This window comes from Geodermatophilus africanus, assembly GCF_900107105.1.
GTDB lineage: Bacteria > Actinomycetota > Actinomycetes > Mycobacteriales > Geodermatophilaceae > Geodermatophilus > Geodermatophilus africanus.
Window position 1 is genome coordinate 212,984 of record NZ_FNOT01000007.1, and the last position, 23,761, is coordinate 236,744.

The window sequence follows — 23,761 nt, forward strand, 5'->3', positions numbered from 1 at the left end:
TCGTCCGCGCCCTCCTCGGGATGCCGGAGGAGTGGCGCCGGCGGCTGCGCCCGGCCGTCCGGCGGCACGAGCGGCTGGTGGGCGGTGAGCCGATCGGGGCCCGCGCGCCCGACGAGGCGCGCTGGTACCGCGGCCTCGCGGCGCAGGTCGCGACCCTGGGCGGTGACTCCGCCGGCCCCGGGGACCCAGCCTCGCAGCGGTAGCCTCGGAGCGGGCCGTGGGGCCGCCGCGGTGTCCCGTGCACCGGCGCCGGTCGCCGCGCCCACCGGGCCTCTAGCTCAACTGGCAGAGCAGCGGACTTTTAATCCGCGGGTTGTGGGTTCGATCCCCACGGGGCCCACCGCCTTGACCAGTGCTTTTGGGCGAACGACCGGCCTGAGACGTGCTCTCGGCGCCCGCTGTGGTCGCAGTGTGGTCTCCGGCCGCCGCGGCGGTGGTCTCAAAGGCTTGCTCGAGGGCAGCGGCCATGGCGTCCGACGCGGTCCGCGCAGTGTCCTCGGACAGGTGGCCGTAGGTGTCGACGGTGATGCCGATCGAGGAGTGCCGGAGCATTTTCGAGACGATCGCCATCGGTACTCCGGCGGCGAGCATCAGCGACGCCGCACCGTGCCGGAGGTCGTGCAGCCGCACCGGCCGCAGGCCAGCAGCCCGGGACAGCGCGACGAAACGGCGGGTCACGTACTCCGGTCGGAGCGGGGCGCCGTTCTCGCGCGCGAAGACCAGGTCGTGGTCCTCGTAGGCGTCACCCCAGGCCTGTCGGTCGATGTCTTGGCCGAGACGCCACTGCAACAGCGCTTGCACAGCGCGCTCCGTGAGCGGCACCGTCGCCTCGGACGAGCGGGTCTTAGGTGTGGAGAACTCGAGCCGGCCGCCGACGTCAACTACGGTCTGCCGAATCCGGGCCGTGCGGTTGGCCAAGTCGAGGTCGGCCCAGCGCAGGCCGAGGGCCTCACCGCGGCGCAGTCCGCAGGCGGCGATGACCTCGAACAAGGGGCCGAGTCGATCGGTCTCGACGTGCCGCAGGAATACCGCGAGTTCTGCGGCCGACCATGGGTGGACCTCAGGCCGCGCGCCGTTCGGTGGCGTGACGTTGCTGGCCACGTTGAACGGCAGGCGACGGGTCTTGACGCCGTAGCTGAGCGCGGACCTGAGCGTCGCGTGGATGCGTCGCACGGTTACCGGCCCACGGCCGTGCATGGCGTCCGTCAGGAGCTGTTCCACGTGCTCAGCCCGCAGTCGCTCCAGCGGCATGTGGCCGATCGCGGGGACGATGACGTTCTCCACATGTGCCCGGTATGACCGCAGAGTCGTCGGCTTGGCCTCGCCGACCTTCACCTGCAGCCAGCGGGCCAAGAAGTCAGCGACGGTCTCGCGGTCATCGATCCGCACGCCACTCGCGGCTCGGTTGGTGACGTCGGCGAGGGCCCGACTGGCGGCGCTCTTGGTAGAGAAGCCGCCGCGCCGCATCGTCCTGCGCTTTTCTGTTGTCGCGGGCAGGTCGACGGCGAAGTACCAGGTGCCGTGTTTCCCGTCCGTGGCCAGCCGTGGGCAAAACCGACCCAGCTGCTTGCCCGCCTTGTCCCGGCAGGAGCAGCGGCGGTAGACCCGTCCGCGACGCTCCACGCTCACTCGTCTCCCTCCGCGCGTCGTTCGATCCCGTTCCGGAGGCTGTAGCGGTGGAAATCCGTCACCTTCATGCCCGGTCCTCCTCGTCCTCCGTGCCGGACGCCTTGACCGGCGGGATGAAGCCGCGTGCACGTGCCCGGACGACGGCCCTGCGGGCTTGGTCGATCGTGACCGGCCCCGGCAGCGCGCCGGTGGCCTCCAGGGCCGCCTTGACCGCCTGAACCGGACGACGCCCGCCGACACGGTAGGCGGCGGCGACGACTCGCTGGAGGGTCTCATCGTCCAGCTGTGGACGTGGCCCCCGGCCCTTGGGCTCAGTGGTTACCACCGCAGCCGCCTCGCCGTGCGTGGTGACCGCCTCTTCAGTAGAGGCGTTGAGCTGCTCCACCACCGCGCGGTAACCCGCCAGCGCCTGGTCGATGGTCTCCGAGAGTGGAAGGCCGCGAAGCACTGGGCTGGTGATCTCCAGCCAGTCTCCGTTCCGGAGGTCCATCGGCTCTGTCAGCAGGCTGTCGCTGAGGTTGAGCGCGCGAAGGTCCAGGCCGACGCAAACCAGGCGGTCGCGAACCAAGGCGAGGTGTACCCCGACATAGAACCGCGAGTCCCCGATCTGCTTGACGACGGGGATGACACCCCGGTAGACGCTCGGTGAGGCCATGACCTTTCCTAGCATGACGACGACAGGTACATACGTGGTTTCCAAGGCTGGGTGTTGTCCAGTCCGCGGTTCGAAGGGCGTTGCTTCTCCGACCTAGCTACACAAAACATGCAGCTAGAGGGGGGTGTAGCTATATCCGCCTTCCGGCGACTGTGTTGGCTCTGCGTAGGATGTAGGAGTCCATCTCCAGCGCTCGGACGTGGCAGTGACATGTCGTGTATGACTGTATCCATGAAGTCACTCCAAGCGCTCACGTCGGTTGAGCGACTGGTGGAGGCACGCGCCCTCCTCGCATCCGGAGAAGCTCGCCGGATCCGCCTGGCTTCGGGCATCAGCCAAGGCAAGATGGCTGCCGAACTCGGCGTCAGCGTCTCGGCCATCCACCGGTGGGAGCGCGGCGAGCGCGTGCCCCGCGGCCGGGCTGCGACCGACTACGCGGCGCTCCTCCTCAGGTTGCGCGGGATGCTGGAGTCCAGGTGCCACCCAGCCAACTGACCCGGAACTGGACGGCTGAGGAGGTTGCTGACCTCCCCGTGGTCGTCGACCTCGTCACCGCTGGTCGTGTGTTGGGCATGGGGCGCACAACGGCGTACGAGGCCGCACGTCGAGGCGAGTTCCCCGTGCCGGTGCTGAGGGTGGGGCGACGCTACCGGGTCGTCACTGCTCACTTGAGGGACCTGCTCGGCCTCACTTCGTAGTTGCGTTCGACGAGGTGATGGACCCGTCGGCACCAGCGCGACCTCTGGAAACGAACCTCGACCTGGACCCGGCCCGCGACCCGGAGTCGCTCGCGCGGGACGTTGCGGGACCTTGCTCCATCAGACCGGGCCCCAACCGCTTGCAGCAACCAGGTCAATGGTGATCACCGAAAGGCAGAGACCTCACCCGATGGCGCTCAAGGACGATCGCTGGGAGCCCTCCGCCGAGGAGAACCTTGCAGCGGCCCTCGCAGGGTTGGACGAGATGGAGGAGCGCCGTCGGCCTGCGGCGCCTGTGTCGACAGGACAGGCGCACTCCTCGGAGCACCCATGGGCCATGAGGCCGCCCTGGCTGCTGCCCCGCTCAGAGCTAGCCTCTCTACCCTCTCCGGAGTCGTTGATCGCCGAGACGCTGGACTGCGACACGGTTGCAGTGCTCGCCGGACCCACCGGCACGGCGAAGTCCTTGTTGGCCCTCCAGTGGGGTGTCGCCGTCGCTACCGGGGGCAGTTGGTTGGGCCGTACCGCGAAGGCAGGTCCGGTGGTCTTCGTGGCCGCCGAAGGAGTCGCGGGCCTGCACAGGCGACTGAAGGCGCACGAGCAGCACACGGGGCGGTCTGTGCCGGACACCTTCTGGGTCGTCCCCGCGCCGGTCGAGCTGGCGAACGTCGCCGAGACGGCCGGCTTCATCGACGGAGTGGCACGCCTACGGCCTCGCATGGTCATCTTCGACACCCTCGCCCGCTGCATGGTCGGACAGGATGAGAACTCGGCGCTGGCGATGGGCATCGTCATCGACAACGCCTATCGGGTCCGCGATGCCCTGGACCGCGGTGTGGTGCTCTTGGTGCACCACACCGGTAAGGACCGGCACGTCGTTCGAGGCAGCAGTGCCTTGGTGTCGGGCGTGGACACCGTCTACCAAACTTCGCTCAACCGCGGTGTCGTCCGGCTGGAGAGGTACAAGCGGAAGGACGGACCCAGGGAGGATCAGTTGGCGTTCGGGTTCCTCCCGGTCGCCGACTCGGTCGTCCTGGAAGCGGCGCCCAGGGAACAGAGGGTGCAGGCGGAACGAACCCCAGTGATGCGGCGGTCCTTGTCGGAGGAGCAGCTCCGGCGCTCGATCCTCCGGGTGGTCACGGAACAGCCAGGAGTGTTGAAGGTCAGGGGTATCAGAGAAGCGGTCACCGGAAGCGCCGAGCGGGTGGGGCGGATGATCGACCAACTGGTGGGGGAAGGGGCACTGAGCCGAGACTCCACCGGCTGCCACAGCGTGGTGAGTTAGCCGGGTGGCGAGACCTCGCATGGCCTCAGGGACTGCCTGACCTCGCCGAGAAGTTGATCCCCCCTAACAACCCCCCGGTTCGGTTCTGGTCCCCACCTAAAGGTGGGGGAACCAGAGAACCAGAGAACCAGGGAACCAGGGAAGGGATGGAAGCTGATCTTGAGCGGGTGGTGCCTTGAAGTCGAGACCTCGTGCCTAGCCTCCAGAGGTCGAAGTTCACGTCAAGCAAGATGCTCCTGTCATGTCAAGCAAGGTGCTCGTGCGAGCCACTGGCTTTCAGAGTCCACCCTGGCGTCAGGTCATCCGCCAGGGTATGGAGACTTCGTCCTCTAAGTGCCTCCCGTGGCTACTCATAGCCGCTAGACCTGCACGAATAGCGGAGCTTGGTGACCTTGCCCAGCTTTGGGGCCTACTGGGACTAGTGGCCGGGTGGCTCTCGGTTAGCCCAGACCAGCAGTGCCTGGTTCAAGTCGGTCGTACTCGGGGAGGGTGCAGATAACCCGCTCTCCGGGCAATCACCTTGCGGATTCGCAACCCTATGGCTAGAATCGTATTGCGGATACGAAGGAGGTGAGAAGGAGCATGAGAGAGATCTGGGAGCTGGCTGAGGCGCTTGAGCACCTGGGATTGACGACCCGGATGACCCGGAGAGGGCACCTGAAGGTGTACCGGGATGGGGTCCAGGTCGCGCGGTTTCGGATGCTAGGGGCCCGATAGCCAGAAGGAGCCGGGGGCAAAGGGACTGCCCCCGGCTCCATCCCAGACTCTCATGCTCCTTCGTCATGTTGATGGAGCCGTTCGAGTGAAGCACTGGACTACTCGGCTGGAGCTGGATGCTCGCGTGGTCGAGTCCGACCGCCTCGTCGAGGTACTAGGTGACTACCACCCTGAGGTCGGGCTGACCCTGCAGGGTCGTGCCGAGGTGGTGATCACCGTGGTCGGTGAGAGTCTCCGACAGGCCCTGATTACCGCCATGGCCGTGGTCTCTGAAGCCTCTGAAGCCGAGATCTTCGCCGTGGAGATCATGCCGACCGAGGAGTTCGAAGGCCGCCGTCGCCTCGAACGGGTGCCTCATCTGCTGTCGGTCTCTGAGGCCGCAGTGGCACTAGGCATCAGCCCGCAGGCAATCCGACAGCGTCTCGATATCGGCACCATCGCGGGCACGAAGATCGGCAGCACCTGGGCAATTCCTCAGGCTGAAGTTCACCGACTCAAGGCTGTCGCGCCGAAGCCGGCCGCTGATCGCAGGGCCAACGACGGCCGAAGGTGATGGACGTGTGCACCGCCCCGAAGTGCGAGAAGCCCCGAGCCTGTCCGGCCGGGGCTTCTTGCTGTGTGGGGGCACGGGCTGTGCTCTTCAGCGGCGGCCGCGGCTCACTGGCTGACGGGCGACGTCGTCGATCAGCGTGTGGAGGGAGCGCCAAGCGGTTTGGAAGACCCCAAAGCACTGGTCGACGAACTGCGTCATCTCGCTGACGTCGGGCGCTGGGGTGATGTAGCCCCAGACCGGAAAGTAGTCCTCGCGTGGCGCGGTCAGTCCGATGCTTCGAGCGGTCTGCAGGCACCGGTCACGGGCCACGCGGGTCTGCGCGACCGGGGCAGTCGCCTCGGGGCCGACGTGCACGGCGACGTAGGGCCACGGCGTGCTTGTCGCGGGGTTCAGCAGCCAGGTGCTGTGCCACCCGAGGATGATTGAGAGGTCCCACCCGGCGCCTCCCCATGCGGCCTTGCGCAGCCCAACCCGCGCCCACTGGCCCTCGTCCTCGACAAGCGAGACCTCGTCCGTGCCCGCGCTGGCGAGTAGTCGATCGCCCAACCCGTCGAGGGCCGGGATCAGCGCCTGTCGGGCGACGTCCCGTAGGGCAGCCCACTCCTCGATCGTGGTGCGGTGTCGGAAGTAGAAGGCGGCCTTCTCGTCGATGGTCATGCCTTTCCCCCATGGAACTCGATCAAGGTCTTGAGCAGGTCGATCACCCCGGGAGCAGGCTCCCGTCCGGGTGGTAGCTGCGAGATCGCGCCCTCGATGAACCCGACGAAGTGAGCCCAGCGAAGCGGTATCCACCGAGACTCGCTCTCGCCTGCGCTCTTCGGCAGCCGGCCATCCCGGGTCAAGAAGACCAGAGTCGGGTCCTCCTCGGCCCATTCCTCCGCCAGCCGAGCACACTGGTCGCGCTGTTCGTCGGCCCGGACCTTGGCCTCGAGCAGGATGGTCCCTCCTGGCAGACGAATGATCATGTCGGACCGGGTGTCGTTGCAGGTCTCCTCGCAGACGATCCGAACTGGGTGCAGAGCGGTGACCGGAATCTGCAGGTGCCTAATCAGGCCTTCGAGAACGCGATCACCGAGTCGGTGGTGACCCTCCGGCTCCAACAACCACGCCAGTGCGGACGTGAAATCGAGCTCGCTGTGCTGCCGCCCGAGAGCTTCAAGCAACGTGCGGGGTCCGCCGAGCCAGCGACCGGCCGACCGAAGGCCGCCCATCTCGCCCGACATCGCTTCCAACAGTGCGGACCAGCGCGCGATGGTGCCGTGTTCCGGGTCCGATGCTTCGTCGACCGTGGCGTCCCACTCGGCCACCATGCTGGCGAGGTCGCGCTCCCAGTCGTTCAGCTGCTCGGTGCTCACCCAGGCAGGGTCAGGCGGAGACGGAAGGGTTTGAGGGGTTGCTCAGGGGGCGTTCTTGTCTCCACAGCGCTCCAAGCCTCCAACCGTTGGTCACTCGGGCGTTGCGGACACGCCCGGCCCGTGGTGGCCACCTTCATCGATTGCCCGGCTTCAGGGATCCGGCACTCCGACGGTGCCGGGCCACGACGCTCGATGCGTCGAGTCGGAGTCCAGCCTGCCAGGTCATCCCGAGGTGGCAGGCCGACGGGTCGTGGACGACTGCAGCCCCTCCCGTGTGTTCGACACGTCGCCGGGGATGCTCAGATGCGCGGGGGGCCGACGAGCACCGCACGTAATGTCGGAGCGTGTCTTTCACCCCCGGCTCGCGCATCTCCGTCCCGTCGCGGCCGGACCTGGGCTGGGTCACCGTGGACGACGCCCGAGAACTCGATGGTGGCGCCGTGCGGCTCTACGCGGACACTGGAGGACCTGACCAAATCGTCCGCCTAGACCTCACCGCTGAGCAGGCGGCCGCGTGTGAGGTTCTCAGCGAGGACGGTGGGGGTGACGCCCGCGCGCTGCTAGCCGGCCTGTGGACGGCGTGGATGCGCGCCGCGGGGACGGGAGCGCGGGCTGCGACACTGGCGTCGTCGCCGCTGACGCCGTACGCCCACCAGATGAACGCCGTGTACGGGGCCATGCTGCCGCAGCCAAGGCTGCGCTTCCTGCTGGCAGACGAGCCAGGCACTGGGAAAACGATCATGGCCGGGCTTTACCTGCGGGAGATGCAGCGGCTTGGGTTTGTCCGCAGCGCCCTGATCGTTGCCCCGGCGCACTTGGTCACGAAGTGGCAGGCCGATTTCGAGCGATTCTTCGGGGGCGGCCTGCGGGCAATCACCGCCCAGACGGTGCGCGAGCACGGCCTGGAGAGCGGACACGACCTGTGGATCGTCAGCCTGGACTTGCTGTCTGTGAACGGCGCGGTACAGGACGCTGTGCACCCGGATCGAATGGGCTGGGACGCGGTCGTATTCGACGAGGCGCACCGGCTCACCCCGACGGCCGTCGGATATTACCAAGCCGGGGAGATGCTCGCGCTAAATACCCCACGAGCGCTGCTAATGACCGCGACGCCACATCGCGGCAAGGAGTGGCTGTTCCGAGCGCTGCTACACCTGGTTGACCCGGAGGTTTTCCCTGCCGTTGAGAACAACAAGGAGCCCTCCCGGCAGGTCAAGCCGGGAAGGGTCCACTTTCTGCGCCGAATGAAGGAAGATCTGGTCGATTTCGACGGCACCACCAAGCTCTTCAAAGGCCGACGCGCCGAGAATCAGCCCGTGCGGCTCTCGTCGGTGGAGGCCGAGTTCTACTTCGAGGCCCTCGACTTGGTCGACCGGTACTTCCCGGCGGTCGCCGTTCCCCTCGCGAAGATGGTCTACGGCAAGCGCGCCGCCTCGTCGTTACACGCCCTCGCGGAGACGCTGAAGCGCCGCCGCGAGGGCATGGGCACCCAGATGCCATCAGCTGCTGCTGTCGAGGCCGATCCCGACGGAGACGACCCCGCGTCTGCCGACGAGGCCCGAATTGTCCACGAGGGCTCCCGGAGTGCGAAGGCCGAGCGCAAGGAGATTGAAGCTCTGCTGGGCCGAATCGGCCCATTGGTCGCCGACATGGAGCAGCCTGCCTCGAAGTGGGATCCGCTCGTACTCACCTGCCTCGGCAGCAACGGGATCAAGCCCGGCAATGGTGAGCAGGCCGTCGTCTTCACCGAATACGCCGACACCGCCGACTGGCTCGTCCAGCGGCTCCGTCACGCTGGCTTCGCAGCCCGCCGGTACTCCGGACGCGACAATCACCACGTCCGCGATGACACCCGCGACGCGTTCGCCCGCCGCAGTTTCCAAGTCCTGGTCAGCACCGACGCTGGCAACGAAGGCATCGACCTGCAGACGGCACACGTCCTAGTCAACTACGACATCCCTTGGTCGCTTGTCCGCCTTGAGCAGCGCATGGGCCGTATCCACCGTGTTGGTCAAACCCGTGACGTCGAGCTTTACAACCTTATTGCCACCGACACCCGTGAGGGCGAAGTGCTGGAAGTGCTGCTCGGAAACTTCGTTACGGCCGCGAACCAGCTCGAGGGGCGGATGTTTGACAGCCTCAGCCTGGTCGGTGAGCTCGTCGGCCTCGCCGACGATGATCTCACGCGAGTGCTCGCGGACACCTTTGGCGACGAGGACCAACGCGCACGCGCGCTCGCCGCCGTCGGCGCGGTCACCGCCAGCCGGCTCACCGAGGCAGCAAAGCGCGCCGATGAGCAGGAGCGCGCTCTTAAGACCAGCGTCGACATCAGCCAGGCCGTCGCCGCGCTCCAGAACGATCAGCTCGATCGAATCAACCCGGCCATTGTGGAGGCGTTCCTTCACCGCGCCTCCGACGGCGGAGCCGTGAAGGTGAGCCCACACGCCGCAGGCGAGGGCATGTTCACCCTCGCGCTGCCCAACGGCGGCGAGCTCCCACCCGACTTCGCCCCGCCGGGCCAGCGGCGCGCCGGGACTTCCGCCTTGGTCGCAACTAGCGGCAAATTTCTTGCTGAAGCGCGCCGCAGCAGCGCCGCGGTCTCCGACGCTGTGAATCTCGGCCCGAGCGACCCGCCGTTCAAGGCCCTTGTGGCGTACTGCGCCGAAATCCTCAGCCCCGCCATGTTCCGCGGCGCCGGACTAGTCGACCAGACCAGCGGCACGGATTACGACTTGTTCGCTTACGAAGCGGACCTCACCGAGGCTGGAGGCCGCCGCAAAGGCACCTGGTCGTGCCTGATTCGCGTCGACAGCGCGGGCGCCCGGCCCGTCCGATGGGAGATGCTCGCCAACCTCACCCCCGCCGACTCACCGGCCGGAGAGCCGCACCCAGCGCGCGCGCACGACGCCGCCGCTCGCGCCGTCATGGAGGCGGGAGACGAGCAAGAGCGCCGCTCCCGCGCCCTCGACGACTGGCTCCGCGTTGCCCAGCGAGAGCTTGACGTGCTTCCTAACGAGCTGACCGACGACATCGGCGACCGCGCGGCCCGCATCGCTGAGCGCACCCGCCTCAAGAACATGACGACCCAGCGGTTGGCCGACCTCCGCCAGATGAGCGAGGTCACCATCGGCGAGCCCCGCCGGCTGGCGTGGGCTCGCGTCTCAGCGGCTGCTCCGCCCATCGATCCGACCGAGGCCGATAGCGAGCGAATCAGTAGCCATCTGGTGGCCAATCAGCTCCGCGCGCAGGGCTACGCCGTCAGCGACGTCCACACGGAGCAGCGCGGCTACGACCTCCACGCCAGCCGAGGCCGGGAGCAGCGCCTCGTCGAGGTCAAGGGGGTCTGGCGCGCCGCGAGCAGCCAGGGCGTCAGTCTGACGGCCAACGAGGTTCTCATCGCGACCCAGCAAGGCAAGGACTACTGGCTATACGTCGTCGACCAGTGCCACGACGGGAGCGGCGCAGTCTTCGGCGTCTACCAAGACCCCGTCCGGACCTTTGGCGACCTGTCCAAGACTCAAGTGATCGTTCACTTACCTGGTAGCGCCCTGAAGGCAGCCAGAGAAAGCGAGGAGCACGCCCCGTGCGCATGATCGAGCGCTGGTTTCCTTGCGCCGAAGTCAGCGAGGCGTCCGGCAGCGGTTGGGGTAGCGGCGCCGCCGAAAAGCGGCTGTTTACCTGGTTCGCTGCGCGGCCTCTGGCGCAGGCGAAAGCAGCCGTGCTGACCAGTCTCCTCCCGTGGCCGGAAGACGAAGCGGAGCAGGCGCGGCTTCAAGACTTGGTCCGTCGAGCCATGAGCGCTCGCGACGGCGCGAACGCAGAAGTGACCGCCGAGCTGGCGCGTTGGTACCCGGCAGGAGCGCGGATGCTCGATCCGTTCGCTGGCCGCGGCATGATTCCGATGGAGGCTGGGCGCTACGGCGTTGAGGCGCACGGGATCGACAACAGTCCGGTCGCGGTCCTCGCGGGATCCCTTCTCACTGACTACCCAGTGCGAGACTGGTCGGAAGAGCCGGACCTGCCCTGGCAGTCAAGCCTGCTCAGCACGGACAAGCTGCTAGATGCCGCGGATGCCGTTCTTGCTGAGATTGGCCGCCGCTATGAAGCCGACATGGCGCCCTACTACGAGGCTATCGGTGGCGTCGCGCCGCTCGGATACCTGTGGGCTGTCACCCTCCCTTGTCAGGAATGCCACCGGCGGTTCCCCCTAACGGGTTCGCTTGTCCTACGGCGCCCCAACCTGCGAAAGAACGACTTAGGACAGAGCTACGATATTCATGTCGACTCGTCTGCAGGCACGTTCCGAGCCATAGTCCACGACGGTGAGCCGACAGGCTCACCAACCCTTCAGGCGCCACTGAAGGCGGGGAAGGCGGTGCGTGGAAAGGCAGCTATCTGCTCGTTCTGTGGCCACGTACACCCGAAGGATCTGCACACGCGGCTAGCAGCGGAGGGCCAGGGCAGGGATGCCCTGCTTGTCGTAGCTGAGCCGCACGACCGTTGGGGAAGGGCCTTCCGAGCTCCGACGGAATCTGAGCTCGCCCAGGTAGTTGCGGCGAGTCAAGCACTGTTGGGCGAACCGGCGTTCGCTGCAGGCCTCCCAGCGCGTCCGCACGAGCGCATCCCTGAGAACAACGGCGCCACGATCCGTCCTCAGTTGTACGGCGCAGTGAGCTACGGCGATCTGTGCAATGACCGTCAGACCCTTGGATTGATCCGTTTGAGTCGAATTATCCGGGAACTGGGCGGGGAGTTGGCGTCACTCGGGGCCTCCTACGACTACAAGCGAGCCTTACTCGGCTACGCCGGTGCGGTGCTGGTGCGCAAGCTTCGCTACAGCAGCCGCGGGTCCTGGCTACGCAACACGCCTGGCGCAGGACTGATCGCGGGCGTCTTTGTTAATGAGGGTAGCCTCGGCTTTTCGTACGACTTCTTTGAGACTGGCCTCGGCGACGGGCCGGGAACATGGCCCTCATTTACAGCAGACACCCTGTCGGTGTTAAGGACGCAGCGGACCTCGCGCAAGGGGCGGCCGGTAAGGATCGCCCGTGGTACCGCGCGTGCCCTCCCTTTCCGTCCGGGGTCTATGTCTGCCGTGGTCACGGATCCGCCCTACGACTCGATGGTTTATTACACGGACAGCTCGGACTTCTTCTACGTTTGGCTCAAGCGGGCGCTGCCGCCGGACGTGTTTCCTGAATTCGACTTCACAGCTGACCCGCGCGGTCTCCAAGAGCGAATCGAAGAGTTGCTTGTCAAGGAACACGGCATCGCGCCTGGCGAGCACCGGACTCGCGAGCACTACGACAACGGGATCGCTACCGCGTTCCGTCAGGCACGTGAGCTTGTCGCCCCCGACGGGGTTGTGACGGTGGTGTTCGGTCATGGGGAGCCGGAGGTCTGGCATCGACTCCTCGGGGCCATCGCCAAGGCTGGACTCGTGCTCACGGGGTCTTGGCCCGCAAAAACCGAGGCGGGCGGGCAACAGGGCAAGGCCAACATCGTCACGACACTGACGATGTCGTGCCGACCTGCACCCGAAGGTCGGCCAATCGGCCGCGCGAACCTCGTGGAAGTTGAGGTCCGGCGGGAAGTACAGTCGCGCATCCCGCTGTGGGACGCGGCCGGCCTTGCACCGACCGACCAGCGCATGGCGTCGGCTGGACCAGCCATGGAGGCCGTGGGGCGGTATGCGCAGGTGCTGAATCACCTAGGCGAACCGGTGGACCCCTCGCACTACTTGGTTGTGGCCCGAAAGGCAGTCAGCGACGCAACTTCCATGCCGATCGAGAGTCTGCCGCTAGACACCTTTGATAACAGGACCCGCTTCGCGCTGTCGTGGGTCCGGCTCTACCGCCGGTCTGTCGCTCCGAAGTCGGAGGCTCGCTGGGAGGCTATGACGACTGACCTGACGATGGACGAGCTGAAGGGAGTGTTGTCTGAGGCTGACAAGGGCGTTCGATTCGCTCCCTCCCACGATTGGAAGGGGACAGTCTCAGGATCATCCTCGGTCATCGACGTAGCGATGGCGATGGCGAAGGCATGGGCTGGTGGGCTCGACGAGGTTGCGCAGGTCGTGGCCGCTGCTGGGCGAGACGAGGAAGACGCATATCTCTGGGCAACGCTGAGCTACTTGGCGTCGCTGCTACCTGAAGCGGACCCGGACGCCGTCGCATGGTCCTCGCTCGTGAGAGCGCGTCGCGGCATCGGGAACGTCGCTCGCGGTGTCGTCTCGGCTCAGCGAGAGGCCGACGAGGCGAAGGCGCGCCAAGGCAGCCTGTTCGACATTGAGATGGTGGGAGAGACGTCGTGAGCAGCCGCGTGACCCCGTGGTGGGAGGTCCTCAAGCTGAGGGATGAGGTCGTCCACGCCTCGGGGTCGATTGATGACGTACAGATGTCACTGTTCCAGGCCGTTCACGGCACGCCGCAGGACCGGCCGCCGTACGCAGAGCCCAGCTACTACGGCGACATCACGCACCCAAGTCCGCTATTCACCGACCTCATGGCGAAGGTCGCCGTGCGCCTCGGCGGCGGCAGCAAGCACACCCGTGCCCGAGCACTATGGCGGCTGGATCAGGCGATGGGCGGCGGCAAGTCCCATGGCCTCATCGGTCTGTGGCACCTAGCGGCGCACCCGGCAGCCCTTGCGCAGACGGACGTCGGGAAGGCCGCCTGGGCTAAGGCGGCGCTGATACTCGACGGTCAGCCTCCCGCCGATCTAAACAACCCGGTCGTCGTTGTTTTGGCCGCCGATAACATGACCGCTGGCAAGGGCAGCGCCGAATTCGACGGTCCGGCGCAGACGCTTCATGAGCGCTTCTTGTGGCGACTATTTGGCGGCGACAACAACCTCTATCTGCGCTACCGCGACGGCTATGCCGACAAGCACCGCATAGTCGAGGCACTCACGGCAGTTGGGCGGCCGGTGCTCATCCTGATCGACGAAATCATGGACTACGTCCGTCAGCTCTCGCTGACGGAGAACGCTGATCTCGCAATCAAGGACATGGCGTTCCTGCGAGCACTGCTCGACAGCGTTAACGACGTCCCGAATGTTGCGGCAGTGGTTGTCATGATCGCGTCGGAGGCCGACAATATCGACTTGGACGAGGCTGGTCAGAAGCGTCGAGCTGAGTTGGACGACTTGCTGATCCGCAACGGCGAGACGGCGACCATCAATGACAACACCGATTTTGCCGAGATCCTTCGGCGGCGGCTCTTCGACGGGACGCCGCCTGCCGAGGTGCTCAAGGCGACAGCGACCGCATTCACCTCGCGGATGACAGGTCCTTGGCGCGCCAAGGTGTTCGACTTCGTCCCTGCCGCCGCGAACGTGGAGTTCCCCGAGGAGGTAGCGCGCTGCTACCCCTTCCATCCCCAACTCATGACGATGGCCGAGCAGGAGTGGGCCAAGCTGGCCGGCTTTCAGCGAGTTCGGTCAACCATCCGCATCTTCGCCGCGACGGCGCACTCGCAGTACCAGCGGGGCAGGAGCGGCCGGTGGGCCCCGCTCTTGGTGGGGCCTGGGGACCTGCCGCTGTCCGACCCGACGGTGCGCGAAGCCGTCATCAACAGCGGCCTCATCGTTGACACGCGGACGCAAGCCAACTATCGGCAAATCGCTAGCGCCGACATCGTCGCCGCCGACGATCTTAAGGGAGCGGCGCGCGAGCTAGATCGCTCCCGCACCGACGGCATTATTGGACCGCTCAATCCCCGCGCCGCGGAGCGCGCCGCCACGTGCCTGTTCCTCTGCTCGGTTATCGGCGCCCGCGCGGGAGGGCGCCAGGGTGCGACCGAGGCCGAACTCAAGGCCGCTGTGTTTGTCCCTGACGTGAACTATTCGGTGGGCGAGGCGGACACCGTACTCGCGGAGCTGATGGACGTCGAAGGTGGCGGACTATCGAGCGTTGAACACCTGGCCGGTAAGGGCGGCCAGGCCCCTCGATTGTTCATGTCGACCCGACGTACGCTCAACATGCTCGTGAAGGCAGCGCGCACCAGCGTCACTGATGAGGACCGTGACGAAGAGCTTGCCAAGTCCGCCGAACGCCTATCGGGCACCGGTCCCTTCAAGGCGAAGCTGTTCGTGAGAGCTGACCCTGACCGTGATCCGATCGCCGTGCTCACCGCGGCTGGTATTGACGACGCCCGCAGCACCCGGCTCGTCGTACTTGACCCCCGTCAGTTCAGCTTGCTCAACGGCATCGACAAGGACACCCGCGATGCTATTCGCGCCGTCATGGGCCTAGGGCCGAATAAGGTTCCCGTGCAGTGGGCGTCAAGCGCCGTGTTCTCATGCGTCAACACGCAGGGCCGAGCTGCTGCTCGCGGTGCGGCAGCCGCCTACCTTGCCTGGGACCGCGTCGCTGTCATGGACGCCGTGCGGGCGGACGACGAGCTCTCGGAGCAGGCCCGAAGCGAGCGGGCCGACGCTCGTCGCAACCTGGACAGCGCGGTCCGCCGTGCCTACCGGCATTTCATCTACTTGGCTGAGGGAGATCGGGAAGACGAGCCCCGCGTGGACCGGACTCACGCGTTTGAGCCCGACAGCAATCTGACATCGCTCGACGGCAGCGCCGTATGGAAGGCCCTGGTCGGCCAAGGTAAGGCCTTCGACGTCTCCGCTCTGACAGCCAAGGCCCTGCTGCATAACCTCGACGTCAAGGACTTTGGTAAGCCGCTCGACGAGGTACGTGACCTCTTCTGGAGCACTCCGCGGATGCCCCTCCTGCCTGGCGGTGACGCGGACCTGCAGAAGGCGATCTACGAAGCCGTTACCGCTGAGCAGCTCCGGCTTGTCGGTGCCGACGGTCAGGACCGGGTCGTGACCAGACCCGGTGATATCGCCGTCGGTTCGTCCGGACTGAGGCTCGCGCCGCCGCAAGAAGTTGTGCCTGGTCCTGGTCCTGGTCCTGGTCCTGGTCCTGGTCCCGGTCCCGGTCCCGGTCCCGGTCCCGGTCCCGGTCCCGGTCCCGGTCCCGGTCCTGGCCCCGGTCCTGAGCCGAGAACGGCGGAGCGGGAGATCGCGTTCAGTCTGGTGACGAGCATGGGGGACGAGGGCACCCGTGACGCCGTGCGCCGCCTTCTCATGGAGCTGTCCAACGCAGCGGACGAAGGCCACGTCTCCTGGGCGCAGCTGCAGGTGAGGGTGGTCATCGACGACAGCGTGGCCGACGCGGTGGAGCAGGCCGCTCGTGACAGCGGCACGAACCCGAGCAGTCGTCCCGCCTGACACTCAAGGCTCCGGCCCGCTGCGGGGACAAGTGACCGGTGCTCTGCAGTTCATCTGAGCGGCGGGCCGTGTGGCCGCTCCATCGCATGACGCGTGGTGGCGAGGCCCTAGCGCGGACGGACATTGATTGGGTCGATGTGGCCGGCCACCGAGCGGAGTTGGACGGAAAGTCACTATCTCCTGTTGAGCTCGAGTCGAGTCCTACTGCTGCATGCGGACTGACTGCTCGCTCGCGCTGAGGTAGTAGTCGAGTTGGCTGTCGTTGCCGTGGGCGACGGCGATCGCGAAGGCAACGGCGTACTGCCATGGCTCGATGTACCGCGGCTGCCCCTCGGGCACGAAGTCGCCGATGGGCACGAGGGCGCTGCCCTTGTCGATGGACCACATGGTCATGCGGTCGACGACCTGGCCGTGCCAGCGAATGTCGGCGAACGAGTTCGTGACCTCCCAGTTGCGCTTCTCAGCCCAGTCGAAGTGGAGTCGCCGCTTCTCCTCGGGGTCGACCTTGAGTCCGTAACCGATGCTCAGGACGACGTCGCGCTCCCAAACAAGTAGGTCAGAGTAGTTCCGTGAATACCAGCCCTCGACTTCGCCGTACTCGCCGGTGCTCATCACGCTGGTGAGCGCTGGCCCGACGGGAGCGGCGTTCGCCCCCCAGCCCGCGATGCGGTTCCAGTCGTAGGGCGAGCTGTCGGCCAGCGCGGTGCGAATCTCGGCGAGGGACGGCATGCCTTGGAGCGTTGCACGACAGGGCGGTGCCCGCCTTCGGTGATCGGGGCAACCGGGATCCCACGGCTGGTGGGACCGCCTCCACGAGCAAACGTTGACGAGGCGGGCCCCTCCAGTCCTCCAGGTCTCGGCTGTGGGTATCACTGCCACAGTGGCCCTGGCTCACCGGGCGCACCGCTGCTACCCAAGGTCGACTTGGGCGGATTGGTCACCGCCGAGTGGCACGATTCCCAGAGCCGGTTCCGGACGGAGGCTCACTGATCGGCGCGGCAAGATCGAGCCATCGCAGAAGGGCCTGATCGTCCTGCAGTTGGAGGGTTGCAGACGTGACGGCTATCGATAGGACTGCCTTCCGCACGAGGTCGAGAGCGAACGAGGCAGTGTCCGCTAGGTGTGCGAGGGGAGAGGGGCTGAAACCCTGGTGTCCGACTTGACTCCGCGCGTCGTAGAGCGCCTCAAGTTGACCTTGCGTGGGAGCGGCTGAGTCAAGAAGCCCTAGAAGGCGGCGCACGAAGCGGTCCGTGACTCCACTGGAAGCTTCGTGGTCGCTGATGAGTGCTTCGAGGGCGACGACCATGTGCAGAATCTGCAAGTCAAAGGCGCCTTGGGGTTCAGCAAGGGCCGCGAGGCGGCATGCGGCGAGCACGCGCCTGGCGAGTCGTTGTCGCCCGCCCGGGGTTTCAGCCTGAGAGACGAGATCAAACAGCTCTGCTTGCGCCTCCACAGCAGCGCGGGCATTTACTGCAGGCGCTCGGACGAAGAGGGGCACGGCCTTCGTTCCCCTATCTCGAGTATCCGCTTGCAGCGTGGCGATGGGGAGGGCGCGATCGGGTTCGAGCCCAGGGCTTCGCGGATTTTCGGCCGCGGTCGGCGCGCCGAGCAGTGTCGGTGGCATGCACGGCCATTGCGCGTCGCGTTGGTCCACGAGCCAGAGCGCGCCTAACAAACCTTCGGCAAGTTGGCGTGCCCGCAGCGTGGCTGTCATGTCCACCGCGTCGACAACGACGGCGAGGACGGTCACTGACTCGTCTAGCGGTTCTTCCTCGTATGACTCGGGATCGCGACGGCGGCCGTTGTAGTCCTCGGTCCACCAGGCGCCCTCCGAGAACCGAAAAGCGGCTCCAACTCCGCGCTTTGCCAGGGCTGAGATAGCTGCTTCAGTCTCCTCATTGACATGGCCCAGAAGCAGGCGCGGAGACAGGGCCATCGGTGAGCAAGACCCGTCAGCAGCCGGCCCGAGATTGATGCCGGTGAGGGGAAGCACCACGACGCTGCGGGCAAGGCGCCGGGCGGTCTGATCGAGCAGGAGACGCCCGAGGTTCTTCGTCTTGGGCGAGATTGTGCCGTCTATGACGGAGCAACTAAGGCGCAGCACCTCGGCGAGTAGATCATCGTCGGACGCTCCAGTGGCGAGACCAAGATGGGCGCGCAGCCTTCTGGCGAGGATGGCGGCAGCCTTGCGCCCAGCAGGAGCAATGCGTACGACGACCCCGCTGGCCGTACGGACGAAGGCGTCCTCTTCGTCACCCCCCGGCCCATCGAAGAAGAGGACACCGACAGGCGGTCTGAAGAGGCCCTCGTCGCCGCGGTCAGCCCGGTGGCTCTGCCGGATGACCTGTACAAAAAGGAAGTCGGCGTCCTGTTCGGTGAGGATCTCGGACGACATGCGGTCAGTCTCCCCCGGCATCGGTTCGGGCCTCAGCCACAAGGCTGCGGCATACCTGGCTGAACCGCCTGCAGTGGCCGGTCACTGCAGCGCTCGTCACTTCAGCGAGCGTCGAGATGGCGGCAATCCGCCCCCCTGCGGGCACAGGAGCGACCGGCTGCGGTGACTCAGTCCTCCCACAGCATGGAGAGGGCCTGGCGTCGCACCAACTTCTTGGAGCCCCTTCCAGGTAAGCAATCTTCGACCTCTGCCCCTCTTGCCGGGGTGGCCTTGACGACCACGCTGCGAGCAGCGACGGTCACCGCATGTCAGTTTGGGAAGAGCAAGGGGTTGAGGCAGCGGTTCTCGAGGCGCTGCACGCGGTCCATCTCAACAACGCGGGCGGTCATCACTTTGGCCGTCCATACGTCACCGCTTACCAGCTGGCGATCGCAGTCCAGGCCGCACATCCCGAAATCGCGGCGGCGCTCGGCGGGGTCACCGTAGGAGGCCGAGGGGCTGGAGCGCAGAGCAGCCTGGCCCAGTACCTGGCCCGCGAGCTGTCTGGGCGCATCAAGCGAGACGGCAACAGCTACCCGGTGGAGGGGGCCTTCGTCTCTAACGAGCACCTGACCGCGTTGATCTACCGGGACGCGTCGGGCCAGGCGATCACGAGCAGCCTCACCGGCTCGGGCTTCGACCTCTCGCTGTTCCGCGCCCGAGCGGGCGCACAGTAACCGGGTTGGCAGGACGCCAGCTTGCACGGAGGTCGCCGAGGGACAAGATGAAAAAGGCATCCCCAGGCCAGTGGCATCGTCGCCGGAGGACCGCGCGGATGCAGGTCATCTGGCAGCAGGACACCAAGCCGCAGCTGGCGCTACGCCGGGCCCTGCTTGCTCGTGAGCTGCGCTACCGAGTGGACTACTAGCCGTTGCGCGTCTTTATCGGCCGGTACGACTCCCCTCTACGAGCCGGCCTAGCTCAGCGCGAGGATCCTGGTAGGCCGAAGTTGGTTCTCCATGCCTGCTCGACCATGCATCCATCGCGCCCCGTGTCGCCTCTGGAGTTCGCCGTCGTGTCCAAGCACAGTGCTCGACCTGCCCGTCCGCGTCCTTACCGGTCACTGGGCTGACCCACCGATGAAACCCCGCCGTGTGGCGGGGCGGGGTCAGCGCACAGCGGGGATGCTGTTCCGGTGACCGATGTCGTCTACCTCGCCGCACCACCTGTGGACAACGGCAGGCCCTTCATGCCAGGGCTCGATGACGGGAGCGAGCGCCCGCCACTGCACGCCGTCAAGGCAGGTCCCGAGGGGCGAAGTCAGGCGGAATGTGGAGCGTGGATCCGCCGCCGCGACAACGAGGAGTACTGGCCGCCGGCCGAGCGTGCGGCGTGCTCAACGTGCACGGGCATCGTCGGGTACTAGGCCGCACTGGCCAGGGCCCGCAGTCGAGTGGCCACCATCCGCTACACCCCCGGCGAGGACGGCTCGTGCCCGAGGTCGACGAGCGACGCGCGGATGACACATAGCTCCACCGCCGCGGGGCTCGCCAGATGTACGACCGACGGGACCGGCACCAATGGAGGGGCGAGGCCCCTGCGAGCGTTACCGGCACCTCGAGCACCATCCGACGAGGCCCTCTCCGTGTGTGGCGGAGGGGGCCTCGTCGTAGTTGCTGGATTCAGAACGACTGGGCATCGCGTCTCGACTCGGCGCTTAACGAGCCGGTGCTCTGCACCCTTGGCGCGCTGCTTGAGCACGCGGCCAGGCCCGAGGGACCGTATGGCCGTGTGGTCGCGGACTGCGCGACAGCGGTCGAGTGACGACAGCAGCCCGTGGCACGCCGTGCGACCTTGACCAGCGCAGACGGCATTTCGCAGAACCGTCCGTCACGCCCGGTTTAAGACTCTTGATCTGCGGGTTGTGGGTTAGATCCCCACGGGACTCACCCGCCGACAGCCCGGGCCATTGCCTCACGCCGCTCCTTCTCGTCCGCAACTCGACGAGCTTCTTCGAGCGGACGGGTACCGGCCGCACTAGGCCTGCCCCGGTCCCTGAGTCAGTGCAGCCGCGAGCACCTGGTCCTGCTTGCGGCGCCTCCGCACCTGGACGGCCGCGAAGACGCACGCGCCGAGCACCACCAAGGGCGCGCCCAACGGGAAGAGCAGGACGACCAGCGCCTGCACCGGGTCGGCGTGACGCATCTCGGCGGTTGTGAGCTGTGCCGCCGGGACTAGCAACCAGATCAGCGTTCCGAGCACCGCCATGGATCCGACGGCCAATAGGACGATCAACCCGGGATGCAGCATGTATCTCGGCCGCAGGCCCGCACTGCGGCAGATGCGCATGATCGCGCGTCGGCGGTGCGCCCGGACGACTACGGCACCGAGCCAGGCGATCGCTGACACCCCAAGCAGACCCAGCCAGGTCCAGTCGACCGCGTCCGCTACTGCGCCTAGTGGCGGCTCTCCGGGCGAGGCGTCCCGCCACGAGGGATCGATCGCGGCTTGCGCGGTCATCAGGCCTCCCATAAGGGCGATGGGGAGGAGGAAGGCCGTCGCGGCGAGCCTCTCAAGGCGGTCGGGGAGGTCAAGACGGGGCACGGAAAAGTTCAGCCACTGGCTCTTCACCGCCCGATAGGAGCCGTAGAGACAGCCGATGGTCACCGCGGCGAAGAGGACCCGGCCGCCAGCGTCGGAAGCCAGCGCCGTCCGCGACAACTCCTGCGCCTCCGTCGTGGAGTAGACAAGCCACCGCTGGAGCCAGTCGGTGGCGAGGACCACGGCCGCGTTGGCGAGGCTGACAAGGACGGCCGCGATAAGGAGGACCTTGTCCCGGCGCGACGTCCGGACCGGCTCGGCCGCGTTGAGCCGGTGGGCGCGGTGCACCAGGCTGCCGCAGCCGACTACGACCCCGACGATGATGCCAATGTTGGCCGCCTCTGCCACGTGGTAGTTCGGCGGCTGGGCGTCGCCCAAGGAGCCCGACACCACCCCGACGACCGAGCCAACCAGCAGTCCGAGCACGGTGAAGGTGGACACGTGACCGCCGACGATCCATGCCGCCGAGAAGATCACCCGGGGAGCGAAGTCGCGAAGCGCTCGCAGGCGAAGCCTTGCCTCCTCCCGGGTCAGGGCCAGCGAGGCGTTCGCCGAGAGCGTCGCAAGGGTGGCGACGGGAAGTGTGACGGCCTGCGAGATGCGGCGGAGCGCGTCCTCCTGAAGTTTTGCTCTGGTCGCGACGATGCTGTTGAGGTCGATGGCCGGGGCGTCCGACAGGCGCATTACCGACGCCGCCACGCGGGACTCCTCGGCCAGTCCCGCCAGGTGCGCGGTGAACAGGGCCGGATCGATGACGGCCGTGCTTCTCCCAGCGACGGCCCGGCGGTAGCTCTCCAGAAGGCGGGTCACCCGCTGCCGCTGGTACTGCCAAAGGAACGCTGCCTCTAGCGCGGTGCGGTCAGACAGGGCCTCGGCGACGAGCCGCCGGGCGCGGATGCGGTAGTCGTCATCGCAATAGGTGCAGGAGACCCCGATGATGAGCGCCCCCACGACGCTGAAGGCGAGCAGACAACACATCGCCACAACGATGTCCACGACCACCGACAAGGCGCTTCCCCCCGTCCCGCTGACGTGCCGCACGGCTCCGATTCATTGTCGGCGAGGGCAGTGACATTCAGGCCGTGGGCCACGGCTACGGCGTCTCGCCGCCGCGGCCTGACCGGTCGGCACATGGGTCTCGTGGGCGCACCGTGGGCGCGAACGTGCGAGCACGGGACGGCATTGGGAGGCGTTCCAATGCGCGGCGACGCCGCGTTGAGCTGCCCATTCGGCACGCCGCCTCACGCGGGACCATCGTCCGGCACTTCCTCGATCTGACTACGGATCAGAAGGTTAGGGGTTCGAATCCCTTCGGGTGCACGTCTGGTTGAGACACCGACCTGCGGGTTCTCCTCTTGGGGAGGGCCCGCAGTGTCGTCTCTGCGGCTTCGTGGGCGCGATGTGGGCGCAGCTGGTGGCGCCAGGCGGTCGGCACGGGCGGGCACGAGGCCCTCGGCGGCGTCCGCTGCTCGTCGGCCTCCACCAGTACCCATCGCCCTTGCCGAAGCGGTAGTACTTCGGCTGCCGGGCCATGCCGTCGGTGACCACCCGTAACTCGGCGTCCGCCCAGTGAATCGTTCCCTGAACCTGCTGTTCGCCATCAATCCAGAAGAGGCCTGTGGCTTGATCGAGGTCGTGGCCGGCTGCTGAGCCGGTGTCTCCGGGTGTGACCGTCACGAGCACGAACCTAGGGGTGCGGGGTCTCCGCCCTCGTCCTCGAAGTCGTGTACCCAGTCCCGCGGGAGGCGGGCTGGTAGGAACAGTGCCTCCACTGTGCACGTCATTTGCGCGGGTGGCCTGCCCTACGCTGCGGTGGCCGGGCAGGGGCGCCCCCGGCAGCAGCCCGAAGCCGAGAGGAGTGGGTGGAGGCCGTGGAGATCGACCTCTCGCGCGTGCCCCGGGGCGAGCTCGCGGCTCGCGCCCTGGTGGAGGCCGTAGCTCAAGCGGATGACCGCGTCGAGCGTCACTGCCTGGAGGTCAAGAGCTCGATCGACCTCAAGAGCAAGGACGGGATCTCCAAGGTCGCGAAGTTCATCCTGGGGGCGGCCAACCGGATGCCCGACGTCGCTGCCCGCTACTTCGGTGGGCACGCGGTGATGGTGCTCGGCGTGGCCCCCGGCTCAACGCCGGGATTCGAGGCCGTCAAGGCACTCGACATCGAGAGCTGTCGAGAGACTGCCGCGGGCGGCGTACGCCAGAGCCTCACGCTGCGGATTAAGTATCCGCGCACAGTAGCGCTGACCTGTGTCTTGCCCGCTTGTGGTCGCGGTGTGGTCGCGCGGTACATGCCGGTGCCGAGTCCAGGCTGTGATTGATGCCCCTGCGCGTCTGGCTCGGATAGACCGCGAAGAGCAGTGAGCGCCCGACGTAACTTCGCTTGCGGCGGGACCTACAGCCCCAGGGCTCGTGCAAAGTTGTTAGACACGCGGTTTACCTGCGCGGATGCTGGCGTAGAGAGGCTGCGATCCGGTGCCGACTCCGGGCCGTCGCATCGAGAGACCGACCGCCAACTCGCTCTGACCTGGGCTCGAGTCAGTGCTCACCATGCAGGTGGGGGGCGCAGCGGCGGCTCAGGAAGCTCGACCTCGGGCCGCTGGCCGCCATAGCCGCAGGTCAGGCCACGCAAAGCTGACTTTGCACGGGCCCTGCCTACAGCC

General features: G+C 66.8%; 15 protein-coding genes, 2 tRNA genes and 1 pseudogene. 11 read left to right on the top strand and 7 right to left on the bottom strand.

Features of this window, described 5'->3' with window-relative positions; all coding sequences use genetic code 11:
* Nucleotides 1-20: 20 nt before the first annotated feature.
* Complete coding sequence (locus BLW63_RS14975) at nucleotides 21-203, top strand: hypothetical protein (RefSeq protein WP_091157883.1); 183 nt, start codon at nucleotides 21-23, stop codon at nucleotides 201-203.
* 64 nt (nucleotides 204-267) lie between these two features.
* Nucleotides 268-340 (top strand) — tRNA-Lys (locus BLW63_RS14980).
* A 218-nt stretch (nucleotides 341-558) separates the two neighbouring features.
* Here BLW63_RS14980 and BLW63_RS28955 read toward each other — a convergent pair.
* Nucleotides 559-1,758, bottom strand: a pseudogene (locus BLW63_RS28955) (tyrosine-type recombinase/integrase); the annotation flags it as partial.
* Nucleotides 1,694-2,284: a hypothetical protein gene (locus BLW63_RS28000; protein ID WP_244522589.1), complete on the bottom strand. Its 591-nt coding sequence runs from the start codon at nucleotides 2,282-2,284 to the stop codon at nucleotides 1,694-1,696. The pseudogene BLW63_RS28955 and the gene BLW63_RS28000, both read right to left, overlap by 65 nt.
* Nucleotides 2,285-2,515: 231 nt before the next feature.
* Between BLW63_RS28000 and BLW63_RS14995 the strand changes: the two genes are divergently transcribed.
* The 3 genes from BLW63_RS14995 (at nucleotide 2,516) to BLW63_RS15010 (ending at nucleotide 5,537) form a co-directional block, all read left to right on the top strand.
* Complete coding sequence (locus BLW63_RS14995) at nucleotides 2,516-2,779, top strand: helix-turn-helix domain-containing protein (protein ID WP_170856790.1); 264 nt, start codon at nucleotides 2,516-2,518, stop codon at nucleotides 2,777-2,779.
* A gap of 393 nt (nucleotides 2,780-3,172) precedes the next feature.
* Nucleotides 3,173-4,267, top strand: coding sequence for an AAA family ATPase (locus BLW63_RS15005; protein WP_170856791.1), 1,095 nt, complete (start codon nucleotides 3,173-3,175; stop codon nucleotides 4,265-4,267).
* A gap of 841 nt (nucleotides 4,268-5,108) precedes the next feature.
* The gene (locus BLW63_RS15010) at nucleotides 5,109-5,537 is read left to right on the top strand and encodes a helix-turn-helix domain-containing protein (protein WP_139263553.1); all 429 of its coding nucleotides are present in this window, start codon (nucleotides 5,109-5,111) and stop codon (nucleotides 5,535-5,537) included.
* Nucleotides 5,538-5,624: 87 nt separating this feature from the next.
* Here the strand turns inward: BLW63_RS15010 and BLW63_RS15015 are convergent, their stop codons facing one another.
* On the bottom strand, nucleotides 5,625-6,194 hold the full coding sequence (locus BLW63_RS15015; RefSeq protein ID WP_091157896.1) for a hypothetical protein: 570 nt from the start codon (nucleotides 6,192-6,194) through the stop codon (nucleotides 5,625-5,627).
* Nucleotides 6,191-6,892: a PD-(D/E)XK nuclease family protein gene (locus BLW63_RS15020; RefSeq protein WP_091157897.1), complete on the bottom strand. Its 702-nt coding sequence runs from the start codon at nucleotides 6,890-6,892 to the stop codon at nucleotides 6,191-6,193. The genes BLW63_RS15015 and BLW63_RS15020 overlap by 4 nt, the downstream gene beginning before the upstream one ends.
* Before the next feature lie 344 nt (nucleotides 6,893-7,236).
* Here BLW63_RS15020 and BLW63_RS15025 point away from each other — a divergent pair, with 344 nt between their 5' ends.
* From BLW63_RS15025 to BLW63_RS26160, 3 genes are read left to right on the top strand one after another with little or no spacing between them, the layout of a single operon-like run.
* Nucleotides 7,237-10,485, top strand: coding sequence for a helicase-related protein (locus tag BLW63_RS15025; RefSeq protein WP_091157899.1), 3,249 nt, complete (start codon nucleotides 7,237-7,239; stop codon nucleotides 10,483-10,485).
* A complete protein-coding gene (locus BLW63_RS15030; protein WP_211517123.1) occupies nucleotides 10,476-13,205 on the top strand; it encodes a DUF1156 domain-containing protein in 2,730 nt (909 codons plus the stop codon). The genes BLW63_RS15025 and BLW63_RS15030 overlap by 10 nt, the downstream gene beginning before the upstream one ends.
* Nucleotides 13,202-16,129 carry a DUF499 domain-containing protein gene (locus BLW63_RS26160; RefSeq protein WP_139263554.1) on the top strand — a complete coding sequence of 976 codons (2,928 nt, stop codon included), beginning with the start codon at nucleotides 13,202-13,204 and terminating at the stop codon, nucleotides 16,127-16,129. Before BLW63_RS15030 ends, BLW63_RS26160 begins: the two co-directional genes overlap by 4 nt.
* Before the next feature lie 201 nt (nucleotides 16,130-16,330).
* Here the strand turns inward: BLW63_RS26160 and BLW63_RS15040 are convergent, their stop codons facing one another.
* Together BLW63_RS15040 and BLW63_RS26165 are read right to left on the bottom strand one after the other, a co-directional pair.
* Entirely contained in the window at nucleotides 16,331-16,858 is a 528-nt protein-coding gene (locus BLW63_RS15040; RefSeq protein WP_091157901.1) for a hypothetical protein, read from the bottom strand.
* A 208-nt stretch (nucleotides 16,859-17,066) separates the two neighbouring features.
* Complete coding sequence (locus BLW63_RS26165) at nucleotides 17,067-18,524, bottom strand: hypothetical protein (protein WP_139263556.1); 1,458 nt, start codon at nucleotides 18,522-18,524, stop codon at nucleotides 17,067-17,069.
* Nucleotides 18,525-18,829: 305 nt separating this feature from the next.
* Here BLW63_RS26165 and BLW63_RS15050 point away from each other — a divergent pair, with 305 nt between their 5' ends.
* A complete protein-coding gene (locus tag BLW63_RS15050; RefSeq protein ID WP_091157906.1) occupies nucleotides 18,830-19,240 on the top strand; it encodes a hypothetical protein in 411 nt (136 codons plus the stop codon).
* Between the two features lie 1,300 nt (nucleotides 19,241-20,540).
* Here BLW63_RS15050 and BLW63_RS15055 read toward each other — a convergent pair.
* Nucleotides 20,541-22,106, bottom strand: a complete 1,566-nt coding sequence (locus tag BLW63_RS15055) for a hypothetical protein (RefSeq protein WP_139263560.1) — start codon at nucleotides 22,104-22,106, stop codon at nucleotides 20,541-20,543.
* A 210-nt stretch (nucleotides 22,107-22,316) separates the two neighbouring features.
* Here BLW63_RS15055 and BLW63_RS26885 point away from each other — a divergent pair.
* Together BLW63_RS26885 and BLW63_RS15060 are read left to right on the top strand one after the other, a co-directional pair.
* Nucleotides 22,317-22,424, top strand: a tRNA-Ser gene (locus BLW63_RS26885).
* Nucleotides 22,425-22,975: 551 nt separating this feature from the next.
* Nucleotides 22,976-23,419 (top strand): hypothetical protein, encoded by a 444-nt coding sequence (locus BLW63_RS15060; RefSeq protein WP_139263562.1) that lies wholly within the window; start codon nucleotides 22,976-22,978, stop codon nucleotides 23,417-23,419.
* Nucleotides 23,420-23,761 lie beyond the last annotated feature (342 nt).